The following is a 13,489-nucleotide window of genomic DNA, read 5'->3' as shown; positions in this document are numbered from 1 at the left end:
GCGCTGCATCCCCAATTGATGAAGCTGTTGCAGAACCCGTTCGGTTGAGACGGGGCGGCGAGGTGATTATGGTTGGTCTCCGCCTCGTGAGGCTCGGCTGATTCCCATGCGCATCGTCCCCACTCTGACTCTCGCCCTCGTCCTGGCCGCTCCGGCCCTGGCGCAAAACGACGACGTGGTCGTGAACGGCGACGCCGCCGGCCAGACCCTGATCGATCCGGCAACCGGCCAGAGCCGCTATGTGCCGCCGCTTCTGCAGCCGTGGCAGGACGAAGCCATCCATCTGCGCCCGCCGGGCCATCACCGCAAGAAGCCGGCCGCAACGACCGCCACGACACCGGCACCGACCGTTGCAGCGGCACCGCCGCCCAAGCCGAAACGCCAGCGCGCTGCCGCCGTGACGCCGCCGCCTGCGCCAGCCAGACCGGCTCCGGCCCGGCCCGCTCCGAGTACGTCGACGTCGTCCGATTTCCCCGACATCGATCTCATCACCGGCTCCCATCAGGCGGCGACCCCACCGCCGAAGCCCGCCGCCGCGCCCAAGCCAGCCCGCACCGCGTCCATTGCGCCGCCCCGTGCCAGACCGGCGACAGGTTCCCGCAAGGATTCGATCAGCTTCGCACCCAACGCCTCCGATCCGTCGGGGGCCGCCGTCGCCGCGGTGCGGACACTCGCCAGCTCGCTGTCGGGATCGCTTGGCGATGCCGGGCGCGTCCAACTGATGGCCTATGCCGGTGCCAAAGGTGAGAAAACCTCCGACACCCGCCGCCTGTCGCTGAAGCGCGCGCTGGTGATCCGCCAGCTCTTGATCGACGACGGCATCCCCTCCGAACGCATCGATGTGTTCGCGCTCGGCGGCGTCGACGATGACGGCGCCCTCGACCGGGTCGACGTGTTCCTCAAGAGCTGAGACACCAAAACGGCGCGTGACAGCCGTCGTACTTCCTGTTTCTAATGGTTCTAAATTGGAACGGGAGTTCGCATGAAGCGGCTTGCGGTCGTGGTTGGCCTTCTCCTCGTCGCGCCGGCGGGCGCCAAGACCACCGAGACGATCGGAACCGGGGTCGCCATCGCCCTGCCGGTGGTGGCGGGCGGCCTGACGCTCCTGAAACAGGATTACAACGGCACCGCCGAACTGGTCGTCACCACCGCCTTGACGGTCGGCACCGTTTACGGCCTCAAACAACTGGTCAAGGAATGCCGCCCGTTCGCGACGCCGTGCGGCCCCGGCTCACCGAACTGGGATTCGTTCCCGTCGGAACACGCCGCCCTCGCCTTCGCCCCGGCCGAGTTCCTGCGCGAGCGCTATGGCTGGAGCTATGGCCTGCCCGCCTATGCCGCGGCCGGCTTCGTCGGCTGGAGCCGGGTCGATGCCGACAAGCACCATTGGTACGATGTCGCCGCCAGTTTCGGGATATCGCTGGCCTACAACGAATTGATCACGTCGCGCTATCAGAAGCCGTATGGTTTCCATACCAGCCTCAACGCCGAGCCTCGCGCGGTGTATGCCTCGCTGGATTACAAGTTTTAGGTCCCTTCGACCTGCACGTCCTTGAAGCGGTCGACGGTGCGCAATGGCGGGAAGAGTTTCATCCACGTCGCCACCACGGCGAGGGTGCCGAAGCCGCCGATCACCACCGCCAGAACCGGCCCGAACAGGGCCGCGGTGATGCCGCTTTCGAATTCGCCGAGTTCGTTGGAAGCGCCGATGAACAGCATGTTCACCGCCCCGACGCGGCCGCGCATGTCGTCGGGCGTCGCGAACGTCACCAGCGACTGGCGCACGAACACGCTGATCATGTCGGAGGCGCCGAGCACGAACAGCGCCGCCAGCGACAGCCAGAAATTGGTCGAGACGCCGAACACGATGGTGGCGAGCCCGAAGATCGCGACGGCGCCGAACATCTTGACGCCGATCTTCTGTTCCAGCGGCCGGCGTGCCAACGCCAGCGCCACCATCGCCGCACCGAGCGCCGGCGCGCTGCGCAGCAGGCCGAGCCCGACCGGGCCGGTGTGCAGGATGTCCTTGGCGTAAACCGGCAGCAGCGCGGTGGCGCCGCCGAGCAGCACGGCGAAGAGATCGAGCGAGATGGCGCCGAAGATCACCGGCCGGCGACGCACGAAGCGCACGCCTTCTTTCACGCGCTCGAGCCGGCTCATGTCGGTGCCGCTTTGGTCCGACCGGCGCCGTCCGCCGACGAAAATCGTCAGCACCGCCGCAATCAGGAAATTGACGAGACAGACCGTGTAGGTCGCCTTCGGACCGAAGGCATAGAGAAACCCGCCCAGCGCCGGGCCGGCGATCACCGACACCATGAACACCGAGGAATTGAGCGCAATCGAGCGCGGCAGCTTTTCCTTCGGCACCAGGAACGGCAGCAGCGACTGGCCCGACGGCGAGGCGAAGCCGCGCCCGACCCCGAACAGCACCAGCACCGCGTAATAGGCGAGAGCGGTTTTCACCGTGAGGATGCTGAGCAGCAGGAAAATGCCGCCGCATACGCCTTGCAGCACCAGCGCCGCCGCCAGGACCTTCCTCTGATCGAAGCGGTCGGCGAGTTCGCCGGCCGGCAGCGTGAACAGGAACATCGGCGCGAACTGGCAGAGGCCGACCAGCCCCAGCGCCAGCGGCGTCTTCTCCATGTCGTAGATCTGCCAGCCGATCGCCACCGACTGCACCATCATGGCGACCGTCGACAAAAAGCGGCCGATCGCGAAGAACAGGAAATCGCGAGGACGATAGACGGTCGTGTCGCTCATCCGCGCTGCTGCCACGCCGCGCGGGTGATGAACCAGACGTCGACCTTGAAGGTTTCGCCACCGACGGCGAGTTCGGCCTGTTCACCCTTGTGCTCGCCGAGGCGCTTGGCCACCGCCTGCGAGGCGCGGTTGTCGGCATCGATGTTGGAGACCACACGATCGTCGGGCCGGGTGAGAAAGGCATAGCGCATCGCGGCCGCCGCCGCTTCGGTGGCAAAGCCCTGGCCCCAATAGGGGCGCCCCAGCGTCCAGCCGACTTCAAGCCCGGTCCAGCCTTCCGGCTGCAACAGGCCGACGCGACCGACGAGAGCGCCATCGCTTTTGCGTTCCACCGCCCACATGCCGTAGCCCTTCAGCGCCCAATGGCCGAGCGTCGTCGCCATCGTTCGCCAGGCATTGCCGCGCGTCATCGGCCCGCCGAGATAGGTCATCACTTCGGCATCGGCCATGATGGCAGCCCAGGCGTCGAGGTCTTCCTCGCGGAAGGCGCGCAAGGCGAGACGGTCGGTTTCAAGGCGCGGGATCATGCCTTTTTCATACCCAATTGGCGGCAGCGGGGCAATTCACGAGCTGCTGAAGGTTATTGCAGCGTGATGGTAATCTCGCTGTCGCCGTCGCCAACCGTGAATTTGGTGCGATCGAAGGAAGGCTGCGACAGGAACGGTCTCGCATCGCGCGAAAAGCCGTAGCGCTCGAGCGGCAGCCCGAGGAAATTCTGGTCGAATTTGCCGTTGCTGTTGAAGTCCTGGAACAGCTTGATGCCGTAGACGCCGGGCTTGAGGTCCTTCAGCGTCACCGTCGTCACCGGCATCACCGCCGGCACGTTGGCCGAGGCGAGCGGCGTGTCTTCATCGCGCGTCCAGCCGGCCTGATCGTAGAGCGACACTCTGAGGATGCCGCCTTTTTTGTCGATTGCCGTCACATGCACGGTGAGCGTGGCCGCCGCTGCCGCCTGCGCCGCCATCACCAACGCCAAAGCTACCAGGAAACGCAACACGCCGACTCCGTCTTGTTCGACGCTTACATTCCCGCACGGCATGATGGCCGCTGCAAGGCGGAGTCACGGCGGCTTTTAGGAATAAATACCTACGTCAGCCGAGGCGTGGATCGAGCTGCTTGCAGGCGTCGATCAACGACTGGACGGTCGCCGCCGACTTCTCCAGCGCCGCTTTTTCCTCCGGCAGCAGGTTCAGTTCGACGATCCGCTCGACCCCGCCCTCGCCGATCACCACCGGCACGCCAACGTAGAGGTCCTTGATGCCATACGGCCCGTTGACATAGGCCGCCACCGGCAGCACGCGCTTTTCGTCCTTGAGATAGGCCTCGGCCATTTCGATCGCCGAGGAAGCCGGCGCGTAAAAGGCCGAGCCGGTTTTCAACAGCCCGACGATCTCGGCACCGCCGTCGCGGGTGCGCTGGATGATCGAGCCCAGCCGCTCTTCGGTGATCCAGCCCATCTTGATCAGTTCGGGCAGCGGAATGCCGGCGACGGTGGAAAACCGCGGCATCGGCACCATGGTGTCGCCATGACCGCCGAGCACGAAGGCTGAAACATCCTCCACGCTGACGCGGAATTCGGTCGCCAGGAAGTGGCGGAAACGCGCCGAATCGAGGACGCCCGCCATGCCGACGATCTTGTGCGGCGGATGATCGGCGAAGGTCCTGAGCGCCCACACCATGGCGTCGAGCGGATTGGTGATGCAGATGACGAAGGCGTCGGGGGCGTAGTTCTTGATGCCCTCGCCGACCGCACTCATCACTTTCAGATTGATCGACAGCAGGTCGTCGCGGCTCATGCCCGGCTTGCGCGGCACACCGGCGGTGACGATGACGACATCCGCACCGGCGATATCGGCATACGAATTGGTGCCCTTGTACTGGGTGTTATAGCCCTCGATCGCCCCGCCCTGGATGATGTCCAGACACTTCCCTTGCGGCAACCCGCCGACGATGTCGAACAGGATGACGTCTCCGAGCTCTTTCAGCCCCACCATGTGGGCGAGCGTGCCGCCGATCTGTCCGCCACCAATCAACGCGATTTTGGGATGTGCCATGGACGTTCCTTCCTCAATCCGGAGCTTTTAGAGACGCTCAAAAGTACGGATGCAGGCTTAACGCGAGGCGGCGCCAAGGGCAAGACGAGATGACGCATGGCCGTCAGGACGGGAGTCCGTAGTGGCGCTCATGGTGAACGGATGCTTGCCGGACCCGTGTCAGTCCTCCCGCGGATTGCCGAGCAGGCCCGACAACGAGGCGATCATCACCGTCGACAGGAACCAGCCCATGACGATCTCGACCCAGTAATAGACCTTGGGCAGCCAGGGCACGCCCCACTCCCAGGCCAGCGCCGGCTCAAGACGATCGATCGCCGGCCCCACCAGCAGATAGTCCGGCAACTCATGGAGGTGGCGCGGCGGCCCTCTGTCCTCGACGACGTCGCGCGGAATCCAGACATGTTTTTGCGCCAGATCGATGATCGGCACCATGGCATCGAGAGAATAGACCAGCGGCTTGAACGGTTCGTAAAACAACGGCAGCTCGCCGGGCTTTTTCTCCGTGTACCGTTTGCTCACCAACACGGTGTCGGACGCGACCTTCATGTCGCCGTTCACGTAGGCGGCGGAGAACACCCCAACGCCGACCAGCCACAGGATAAACATCGTCGCGAAGGCGCGATGCGCGCGATAGCCGTATCCGGCGAACAGCCCGAAGAAAAACCCCCGCAGCCAGCGCTCGAGCGTTCTGACCTTGTCGTGCCGCAGTCGCCCGCGCTCGCGTCGGTACAGAATGTGCTGCGCGCTTTTGCGGTCGCCTATCCGGCGCAGCACTTTGGCACACTGGGTGAACGGTTGCGGCCGAAAATCCGCCCCGAGCCACTCCTCGGGCTGCCGTTCGAGCAGCGCATAGCGCGCCTGCCAGCCCGTATCGGTATTGATCCCATCCTCTTCTTCGGGCTTGCCGTCGTCATCGGCCAGCCGGTCGTCATTGCTGAAGGCCTCGAACACGAAGCGATCAAGTTCGACGCAATCGAAATCGTTGCGGACTTTGGCGCAACTCAGCGTCGAAGAGCGCCGACGGGGGAACCTGCCGTCGCAATGCAAGGTGGCTTCGTCGAGCTCGAATTTCCCAGCCAATGCCGGCGACAGCCACGCCACCGACGCCTCCGGCGCCGTCTGGCCGGGATGCCAGTTCGCGTTCCATACGCTGGTGTCGTCGGCGAAGGTCCGCGCGAAGGCTCCTTGCAGGTCCATGCGGCCGCGGAAGCGCCGGATGCCCGTCAGGAACAGGCAACCGTCGATCGTTGCCCCTTCGAGGTCGACGGCATCGCGCGCCTGGCGTTCGCGCGGGCCCGAGGCCTCGGTGATGCCGTCGTGAAACGCCCCGCCCTGGCAGTGGAAATTGCCGGCAATCGCCGCGCCGCGGCAGTAGACTTCGCCGATCGACAAGAAGCCTTTGCTCAAGTGGACGCTGCCGCCGATCTTCGACGAACTGAGCACCAGCGACGCCCCTTCCACGTTGACGAAACGCCCGCCGCGGCAGATCAGATCGCCGCCGATCGTGGCGCCATGCAGATAGACGGCACCGCGCGCCTCGAATGCCGGGCATGAGGTGTTGTCATCCGCTTTCGCCGGCGTATCGAGAAACATGTTGCCGTCGACCTGGATGCCGTCGCAGTTCAGCGCCCGCGGCTTTTCGCGTCTGCGATGCTCGCCGGAATCGAACGACCCGCCGGTACAGACCAGGCGGCCGCCGATCTTGGTATGGATGAAATCGACCTGACCGATCGCCGTCACGCCTTCCAGGAAGACGCTGTGGCCGATGGTGGCACTGGCGCAGATGAACGACTTGCGGTCGGGGCAGTCGAAACGGGCACGCGCCGCCCTGACGCTGCCGCCGATGTCGGCCATATCGAAAATGACGGTCCCCTTGGCGATCGCCTTGGAAAGGAACACGTTGGCGCCGATCTTGGCATTCCAGCAGGTCAGCGCCGCATCGGGCTGGGCATCCGGCGCACATTCCTCATCGTCGTCACAGATTGCTTCATCGTCCCGACGGTCGTCCGGCACAGACGTCAGCCGCGCGCACTCCAGGAACAGGCTGCCGCCGATCTCGGCGATGGCGAAGTTGAGCTCGCCTGTGATGATCACGTTCTCGCAGTGCACGCCGGCGCCGATCTTGGCGCCGCGAAACACCACATCGCCATCGGCCCGGAACGACGGCTTCAGGTAGACGGCGTTGCCGACCGTCGTATAGGCCGCGTGCAGCGCGCGCCCGACCCCGGCACCGCTCAGCTTCGCGTCGCGCAGGAAAATGCTGGTGCCGATACGGGCGCCGACCAGCCGCGTCTCGCCTGCGGCGGTGATATGTTTGAGCGACAGGTGCCCGCCAATGATGGAGTCGGCCAAATCGATCGAGGCCTCGTCCTGCTCGCGGGGAACCCCCTCAAAATTCGAATTGTCGAACGTCGCCGAGCTGGCAATGCGCGCCGAGTGCAGGTGCACGGACACGCAGTTCACTCCCCGGAAGCGGAACTCGTTGTTGGCCTCCAGGCGGTTGGCGTTGAGGTTGGCCAGCCGTCCACGGGTGAAACAGACATGCCCCAGCCGGGCGTCCGCCAAAATGACGTCGCCGGCGAACTGGCAATCCTCGAAATGCAGCGGCTTGCGGAACTTGACGGCCCTGAGATCGAAGTTCTCGGCGAAGGAGGCGCCTCGGAAGCGGGCGCCGGAGCTATCGATGGCGCAGATCGCGTCGGGCGCGCGCGTCACCTCGCCCTCGAGCAAGGCCCGGATATACTCGGACTGGAACGGTTGCGACGGGCGCCCCGCGCTCAGCGGGTCAGGCTCTTTGCCGCAACGCACTCGCCACTGCGCATAATAGTCGGGCGACCAAACGGCCCCTTCAGCAAAGGCATCGGCAACGCTCTGCTCGATCGGCGCAAGCGCCGCGTACGACCATTCCCTCATCGCACACCCCCACAACACCACCCCAAGATGAGGTTATCCGGGTCGTCACCACCGGAGGCTGCGGCATATCAGCAGGAATGGGTTGCAGGTGCGGTCAAAAGAAAACGGCCGCCCGGTTGCCCGCACGGCCGTCCCCTCCAAACGAAAAGAGGCGATTAGATCGCTTCCTTCAGTTCCTTGGCGGCGCGGAACGCAACCTTCTTCGAAGCCTTGATCTTGATGGCTTCGCCCGTGGCCGGGTTGCGGCCCATGCGGGCAGCGCGCTTCTTGACCTGCAGGATGCCAAGACCATTCAGACGGACGCGGGCGCCCTTCTTGAGGTGCTTGGTGATCGTCGCGATCACATCATCCAGATAGGCCAGCGAAGCCTTGTTCGACAGCTCATGCTTCGGCGCGAGCTGAGCGGCGAGCTGACGCGTGGAAATCGTCTCGACCTTCGCCTTCACGGCGGCGGCGGCGGCTTTAGCCATAGTGGTTATCCTCTGCGAATCAAAACGTGCCATATTTTACGGCATTTTCTGCGACTGCAAGAGAGGGGGTGGTCCCAAAAGGGCCGAAAAATCGGGTGTTTTGACGATTTGGAGGGCTTTCGGGACAGTTTGACTCGGACCGCAGCGCACTTTGGCCCGGTTTCGCACGCCCCCGTCGCCTGCCGCAGCTCCCGGATTCGCCTTGCACGGCGCCACTTTTCGACATGCCGGCGCCAGCCAGAGCGCTGCCGGACCAGGGCGCGATGCCGGGGCGCGCCGGCCAAACCGCCGGCTTCGGTTCATTACTCCTTATACGGACAATATAACCATAAGGTGTAATACCTACCGCCGTCGATTTTAAGAATTCGTTCGCCGATTGCGCGCAGTCTGCCGCCGTCACGGGTGAGGTCGCTACGTATGCTGCATGCCTCGGACGCCCTGCGCGCACATGCGCAATGCAAAGAACGCATCGCCGACATCCTCTGCCGGGACGCCACCCACAGACCCTATTTCTGCGAACTGGCGCCCGACCACGATTGCGCGTTGGCGCGTTTCATCGCCGAAAATGCCGAAAGGCCCGGCCTGGAGCCGGAATTGACCCGGGTGCGCACCGCGCACGCCGCGCTGCACTGCATCGCCATCGAGATCGCCCAGAAGCACACCGCCGAACATCCCGCCGACATCGCCCACGCGTTCGGCAGCGCCGGCGCGTTCGGCGCGGCGTCCAACGCCCTGGTCGATGCCATCTGGCGGCTGGAAGGACGGCTGCAGGCGTTGGCGCCGGTCAGCCCCAAGGATTGACGTGCACCTCACCCGCCAGGGCCGCCATGCGCGACTGTAGCGAGGCCATGAAGTCGTCCATGGCGCCGCCCCAGAAGAACGCCTCGCCCACCACCACGTCGCAATTGAACGGCACCAAAATCCAGGAATCCTTGGGCAACGCCTTGCCGAGGCCATGCATGAACAGCGGCACCACCGGCACCTCGGGCCGCGAGCGGGCGAGATGGGCGACGCCTTTCTGGAACAGCGACAGCTTCTCGGGCTCACCGCGCGAGCCTTCGGGAAAGACGATGACGATATCGCCGGCATCGAGCGCGGCGTTGCAGCGGCTGAGCAGATCGCGGTTCATGCCGCCGCGCCGGATCGCGATTACGCCCAGCACCCGGGTGACGAACCAGCCGAGGGCCTTCACCCGCATGAAATAGTCCATCGCCGCCACCGGCCTGAGGTGCTTCAGATGCTTCAGGCGATACATCGCCATGATGGTCAGGGTGTCGAGATGGGAATTGTGGTTGGCGACGATGATCGCCGGGCCGCATTTGGGCAGCCGCTCGCGATGGCGCACCTGGGCGCCCAAAATCACCATCAGCACCGGGCGCACCAGCAACAGGAAAAAGACACGGCGCAAGAGCTCGTTCATGGCGCCCCTCACAGAGGCCCCCAATCATAAAGGTTGGGCCGGCCAGTTGCCGAAGAAGAAATTGAGGAAGTGGAAGAACACCGGCGCGGCATAGATCAGACTGTCGACACGGTCGAGAATGCCGCCGTGGCCGGGGATCAGATTGGAGGCGTCCTTGACGTGCAGGTCGCGCTTCATCGCCGAGATCGTGACGTCGCCGAGATAGCCCGATACCGCGATGATGAATCCAGCCAGCGCCGACCACTGCCAATCCATCGGCGTCAGATCCGGCCCGAACACGCCGGCCGCGAGGATGGAAAGCACCAGCCCGCCGACAAAACCTTCCCAGGTTTTCTTCGGACTGACCTTCGGAATGATTTTGTGGCGGCCGAACAGTTTGCCGCAGGTGAATTGGGCGACATCGTTGAACTGGGTCAGCGCCACCAGGAACAGCAGCGCCCCGGCGCCGACGCCGTGATTGGTGCCGAACTTGAGCAGCAGCGCGGTGTGGCTGAGCGAGAAAACGCAGATCATCAGCCCCCACGACAGCGTTCCCACGGCGCGCAGGAAGCCCTCGGTCTCGCCCTTCAACGTGATGCGGGCGGGGAGGAACAGGAACATCCACACCGGCACGAACACCATGGCGAGGCCATAGAGGCCGTTGTGGGCGAGCGCGTACTGTGCCGGAATTGACAGATAGGCCCACAGCAGCACGGTGCGATCCACCCGCCGCGTCGGGATCAGCGAGAAGTATTCCTTCAATGCCAGGAACGAGACGAAGCCGAGAAAGATGGTGGAGACAATCGGCGTCGTCAGTATGGCAATGGTGAAGACGGAAATCATCCACCACCACGACACCACCCGTTTGCCCAACTCGGTGCTGGCCTCCGACGGCGCCCAGCGCTTCAGGGCATAGGTGACGAGGCTGGCGAAGACCAGTACGCCATAAATGAGAACGATGGCGCGATGCACCGGTTCGGCAAGGAAATCGACGGCCCAGGCGATCATTGCCGGACCTCCTTCAATGCCGCGCGGGCGCGGTTGACGACGGTTTCGATGGACATCACCGAAAGCAGCACAAATACCCAGAAGAAATAGCGCCGTCCGGCCGGCCACAGGCACATCGCGATGGCGACGACGCTCATCCAGAGCGCCCGGTCGGATTTGCCCATCGGGCCATCATAGCGGCGGCTGGCGCCAATCTGCAGCGCAAGCACGCCAGTCATTTCCGTGATGACGGCCAAGACGACAAAGACAGGGACCCAGAAGGGCTCCAGGCCCGCAATCGCCGCGAACGGCAGATAGAGCGCGGCATCGGACACGACATCGCCAAGTTCGTTCAGAATGGCGCCAAGCCGGCTTTTCTGGGCGAATTCGCGCGCCAGCATCCCGTCGATTGCGTTGAGCGCCATGCGCACGAACAACACCGGCGGAAGCGCAATCAGGGCCCAGGGGGCGCCGTGGCTGAAGAAGATGGCGGCCCCTTCGGCGAAGGACAGCAGCAGGGCGGCGACGGTGACCTGATTGGCGGTAAGGCCCGCCCCCGCCAAGCCCCGGCACAGCGGCCGGAGCAGCTTCTGGAATGCCGGTTTCAGATCGTAAACGCTCGCCACGGATTCCCCCCAAATCGCGACCCGCTTAGCATTATCCAAATCAGGTGGAGCTGTCACGCCCGCGGATTTACTCCGCATACTGACCTTTAACCCTGACGTCGACGCATGCGGCGCACGCCGAGTCGCCTTCCCATGCGTACGTCCGTCTACGGAGTATCCTAAAAAACTGTAAGCACTAATACCTAATCACGTAAGCAGATATACGTAGTGGGTACAACTTTTAATTGTCCATTCAACCTTGGGAACAATACTGTTCGCACAAGGAGCGAGGACAATGTTGGACGCTTCCGATGCACTTCATGCCCACGCGCACTGCCGCGCGTTGATGGTGCACCTCCTGAAACAGCCGCCGGCGTGCATGGATTACGTCGATTTCAAGCCACAGCACGATTGCCGGCTGTTGCGGTTCATCCACGAGTGCGAAGCCCATCACGGCAACTGGCCGGAAATCGCGGTGCTCAAAACGACGCACACCAGCTTTCATGCGCTTGCCACCGAGCTGGCGCGACGGCGTATCGCGGGTGAGCATGTCGATGTCGATGCGGAAAATGCGCCGCATGGACGCCTCGACGATGCGTCGGTGGCGCTTGTCGCCGCGGTGTGGCGGGTGGAAAGGAAGCTGCATACCCTCGCTGGATAATGGTTTGGGTGGTGGGAAGACCGCCGCGAGCGCGCCAACAACAATCGCGCCACGGCAAACACCGACAGGTTCTGCGGCCAGGCACTCCCCCGGTCTCGTCGCAGCTCTGAGCCTGTCGAAGGAGCGGCCGCTCTGCCCGCCACAGGCGGCCGCTTTTCCTTCAAACGCAAAAAGGGCGCGAGCCTTTTCGACCCGCGCCCTTCGCATTCTTCTCGTACCCCGAGATTACTCGGCGACGTTGTCCTGGCGCTCGGCGATACGCGCCGACTTGCCGCGACGGCCGCGCAGGTAATACAGCTTCGCCCGGCGCACGCGGCCCTTGCGGATCACATCCACGCTGTCGACCAGCGGCGAATAGATCGGGAAGACGCGCTCGACGCCCTCGCCATACGAAATCTTGCGGACCGTGAATGCCTCGTTGAGGCCCTGGCCCTGACGGGCAATGCAGACGCCTTCGAAGGCCTGCAGGCGCTCGCGGGTCTTGTTCTGCTTGGTCTTCTCGTCAAAGGTCACATCGACCACCTTGACGTTGACCTTGAGAGTGTCGCCGGCCCGGAAATCGGGAAGCGGCTTGGCGCGCAGCGCCTTCATCTGCTCGGCTTCGAGCGTCTGGATCAGATTCATAACTATCTCCGCACAGTTGTTCTTTTGCTACTGCGATGGGCGTTGATCGCAGTTTGAGGCGGGGCCTATAGCCTATCGCTTGGCTTTTTCAAAGAGGCTCCACAGGTCGGGACGCCGCAAGCGCGTTAACGCTTCCGCCTCGGCCCGCCGCCACTTGGCGATTTCCTTATGATTCCCGTTATTTAGCACTTCGGGAATGGTCCGCCCTTCGAATTCCTGCGGCCGCGTGTATTGCGGATATTCGAGCAGGCCCTCGGAAAAGCTCTCCTCGGACGGGCTGTCGGCGGCCCCCAACACGCCTGGAATGAGCCGGACAGCGGCTTCCATCAGCGCCAGCGCCGCGATCTCCCCGCCCGCCAGAACGAAATCGCCGAGCGAGATTTCTTCCATCCCGCGCGCCGCAATGGTGCGCTCATCGAGGCCTTCGAAGCGGCCGCAGAACAGGATCGCGCCGGGACCATCCGAAAGAGCCTTGACGCGGGCCTGGGTCAGCGGCGCCCCGCGCGGCGACAGATAAATGAGGGGCCGCTCCGCCCGTTCCACCGCATCGATGGCGGCTGAGGCGACATCGGCCCGCATCACCATGCCGGGTCCGCCGCCCGAGGGCGTATCGTCGACGACACGATGCTTGCCGATCCCGTGCTCGCGGATGTCCTTGACCTCCAGCGACCACAGCCCGTTCGCCAGCGCCTTGCCGCACAAGGAAATGCCCAGCGGCCCGGGAAACATCTCGGGGAAGAGGGTCAATACCGTTGCGTTCCAGACCATCGCCTTCGTCCAGGCATCCCTCTCCCCTTGTGGGAGAGGACGCAAAATCTTGCACTTAGCTGAGCGCAAGATCGATGAAGCGGCACCAGCCCCCTCACCTGAAAAATCATCGGGGTTAGGGCAGCGCCGATCTCACCGTCACGGCAGTCTTGCGGCGCTGCCCTAACCCCGTGATTTTTCTTCCTCTCCCACAAGGGGAGAGGGATGCCTGGACGAAGGCGATGGTCTGGAACGCAACGGTATTGACC

The 13,489-nt window shown here is 64.0% G+C and carries 15 protein-coding genes; 4 read left to right on the top strand and 11 right to left on the bottom strand.

Features of this window, described 5'->3' with window-relative positions:
• Positions 1–106: 106 nt before the first annotated feature.
• Both AC1P6P_RS17830 and AC1P6P_RS17825 read left to right on the top strand, forming a co-directional pair.
• Positions 107–910, top strand: a complete 804-nt coding sequence (locus AC1P6P_RS17830; RefSeq protein ID WP_481403793.1) for an OmpA family protein — start codon at positions 107–109, stop codon at positions 908–910.
• Positions 911–982: 72 nt separating this feature from the next.
• The gene (locus AC1P6P_RS17825; protein WP_481403792.1) at positions 983–1,531 is read left to right on the top strand and encodes a phosphatase PAP2 family protein; all 549 of its coding nucleotides are present in this window, start codon (positions 983–985) and stop codon (positions 1,529–1,531) included.
• Here AC1P6P_RS17825 and AC1P6P_RS17820 read toward each other — a convergent pair.
• From AC1P6P_RS17820 to AC1P6P_RS17795, 6 genes are all read right to left on the bottom strand, one after another.
• Positions 1,528–2,760 carry an MFS transporter gene (locus AC1P6P_RS17820; protein WP_481403791.1) on the bottom strand — a complete coding sequence of 411 codons (1,233 nt, stop codon included), beginning with the start codon at positions 2,758–2,760 and terminating at the stop codon, positions 1,528–1,530. The two genes, AC1P6P_RS17825 and AC1P6P_RS17820, sit on opposite strands and share 4 nt — an antisense overlap.
• Positions 2,757–3,287: a GNAT family N-acetyltransferase gene (locus AC1P6P_RS17815; RefSeq protein WP_481403790.1), complete on the bottom strand. Its 531-nt coding sequence runs from the start codon at positions 3,285–3,287 to the stop codon at positions 2,757–2,759. Before AC1P6P_RS17815 ends, AC1P6P_RS17820 begins: the two co-directional genes overlap by 4 nt.
• Positions 3,288–3,340: 53 nt before the next feature.
• On the bottom strand, positions 3,341–3,754 hold the full coding sequence (locus tag AC1P6P_RS17810) for a DUF2141 domain-containing protein (RefSeq protein WP_481403789.1): 414 nt from the start codon (positions 3,752–3,754) through the stop codon (positions 3,341–3,343).
• Positions 3,755–3,851: 97 nt separating this feature from the next.
• A complete protein-coding gene (mdh, locus tag AC1P6P_RS17805) occupies positions 3,852–4,814 on the bottom strand; it encodes a malate dehydrogenase (RefSeq protein WP_481403788.1) in 963 nt (320 codons plus the stop codon).
• A gap of 159 nt (positions 4,815–4,973) precedes the next feature.
• Positions 4,974–7,727, bottom strand: coding sequence for a pentapeptide repeat-containing protein (locus AC1P6P_RS17800; RefSeq protein WP_481403787.1), 2,754 nt, complete (start codon positions 7,725–7,727; stop codon positions 4,974–4,976).
• A 155-nt stretch (positions 7,728–7,882) separates the two neighbouring features.
• Positions 7,883–8,197, bottom strand: coding sequence for an HU family DNA-binding protein (locus AC1P6P_RS17795; RefSeq protein ID WP_481403786.1), 315 nt, complete (start codon positions 8,195–8,197; stop codon positions 7,883–7,885).
• A 417-nt stretch (positions 8,198–8,614) separates the two neighbouring features.
• Between AC1P6P_RS17795 and AC1P6P_RS17790 the strand changes: the two genes are divergently transcribed.
• Positions 8,615–8,998, top strand: a complete 384-nt coding sequence (locus AC1P6P_RS17790) for a hypothetical protein (RefSeq protein WP_481403785.1) — start codon at positions 8,615–8,617, stop codon at positions 8,996–8,998.
• Here AC1P6P_RS17790 and AC1P6P_RS17785 read toward each other — a convergent pair.
• The 3 genes from AC1P6P_RS17785 to AC1P6P_RS17775 are packed head-to-tail and all read right to left on the bottom strand — an operon-like array spanning position 8,982 to position 11,209.
• Complete coding sequence (locus AC1P6P_RS17785; protein ID WP_481403784.1) at positions 8,982–9,617, bottom strand: lysophospholipid acyltransferase family protein; 636 nt, start codon at positions 9,615–9,617, stop codon at positions 8,982–8,984. The genes AC1P6P_RS17790 and AC1P6P_RS17785 overlap by 17 nt on opposite strands.
• Before the next feature lie 24 nt (positions 9,618–9,641).
• The gene (locus tag AC1P6P_RS17780; protein ID WP_481403783.1) at positions 9,642–10,604 is read right to left on the bottom strand and encodes a phosphatidate cytidylyltransferase; all 963 of its coding nucleotides are present in this window, start codon (positions 10,602–10,604) and stop codon (positions 9,642–9,644) included.
• Positions 10,601–11,209: a CDP-alcohol phosphatidyltransferase family protein gene (locus tag AC1P6P_RS17775; protein ID WP_481403782.1), complete on the bottom strand. Its 609-nt coding sequence runs from the start codon at positions 11,207–11,209 to the stop codon at positions 10,601–10,603. Before AC1P6P_RS17775 ends, AC1P6P_RS17780 begins: the two co-directional genes overlap by 4 nt.
• Positions 11,210–11,483: 274 nt before the next feature.
• Here AC1P6P_RS17775 and AC1P6P_RS17770 point away from each other — a divergent pair, with 274 nt between their 5' ends.
• Entirely contained in the window at positions 11,484–11,849 is a 366-nt protein-coding gene (locus AC1P6P_RS17770; RefSeq protein WP_481403781.1) for a hypothetical protein, read from the top strand.
• Between the two features lie 225 nt (positions 11,850–12,074).
• On the opposite strand, the gene rplS is transcribed toward AC1P6P_RS17770, so the two are convergent.
• Both rplS and trmD read right to left on the bottom strand, forming a co-directional pair.
• Entirely contained in the window at positions 12,075–12,473 is a 399-nt protein-coding gene (gene rplS / locus AC1P6P_RS17765; RefSeq protein WP_481403780.1) for a 50S ribosomal protein L19, read from the bottom strand.
• Positions 12,474–12,545: 72 nt separating this feature from the next.
• Positions 12,546–13,241 (bottom strand): tRNA (guanosine(37)-N1)-methyltransferase TrmD, encoded by a 696-nt coding sequence (trmD, locus tag AC1P6P_RS17760; protein WP_481403779.1) that lies wholly within the window; start codon positions 13,239–13,241, stop codon positions 12,546–12,548.
• Between the last annotated feature and the right edge of the window lie 248 nt (positions 13,242–13,489).

It is taken from the genome of Rhizomicrobium sp. (assembly GCF_056722145.1).
The sequence above is the reverse complement of the archived record's forward strand: the minus strand, read 5'-3'. Positions and strand labels throughout refer to the sequence as shown.

Coding starts and splice junctions, on each gene's coding strand:
- AC1P6P_RS17785 (WP_481403784.1), bottom strand. CDS start 9,617: ATGAACGAGCTCTTGCGCCGTGTCTTTTTCCTGTTGCTGGTGCGCCCG.
- AC1P6P_RS17815 (WP_481403790.1), bottom strand. CDS start 3,287: ATGATCCCGCGCCTTGAAACCGACCGTCTCGCCTTGCGCGCCTTCCGC.
- rplS (WP_481403780.1), bottom strand. CDS start 12,473: ATGAATCTGATCCAGACGCTCGAAGCCGAGCAGATGAAGGCGCTGCGC.
- AC1P6P_RS17780 (WP_481403783.1), bottom strand. CDS start 10,604: ATGATCGCCTGGGCCGTCGATTTCCTTGCCGAACCGGTGCATCGCGCC.
- AC1P6P_RS17790 (WP_481403785.1), top strand. CDS start 8,615: ATGCTGCATGCCTCGGACGCCCTGCGCGCACATGCGCAATGCAAAGAA.
- mdh (WP_481403788.1), bottom strand. CDS start 4,814: ATGGCACATCCCAAAATCGCGTTGATTGGTGGCGGACAGATCGGCGGC.
- trmD (WP_481403779.1), bottom strand. CDS start 13,241: ATGGTCTGGAACGCAACGGTATTGACCCTCTTCCCCGAGATGTTTCCC.
- AC1P6P_RS17795 (WP_481403786.1), bottom strand. CDS start 8,197: ATGGCTAAAGCCGCCGCCGCCGCCGTGAAGGCGAAGGTCGAGACGATT.
- AC1P6P_RS17825 (WP_481403792.1), top strand. CDS start 983: ATGAAGCGGCTTGCGGTCGTGGTTGGCCTTCTCCTCGTCGCGCCGGCG.
- AC1P6P_RS17800 (WP_481403787.1), bottom strand. CDS start 7,727: ATGAGGGAATGGTCGTACGCGGCGCTTGCGCCGATCGAGCAGAGCGTT.
- AC1P6P_RS17770 (WP_481403781.1), top strand. CDS start 11,484: ATGTTGGACGCTTCCGATGCACTTCATGCCCACGCGCACTGCCGCGCG.
- AC1P6P_RS17830 (WP_481403793.1), top strand. CDS start 107: ATGCGCATCGTCCCCACTCTGACTCTCGCCCTCGTCCTGGCCGCTCCG.
- AC1P6P_RS17820 (WP_481403791.1), bottom strand. CDS start 2,760: ATGAGCGACACGACCGTCTATCGTCCTCGCGATTTCCTGTTCTTCGCG.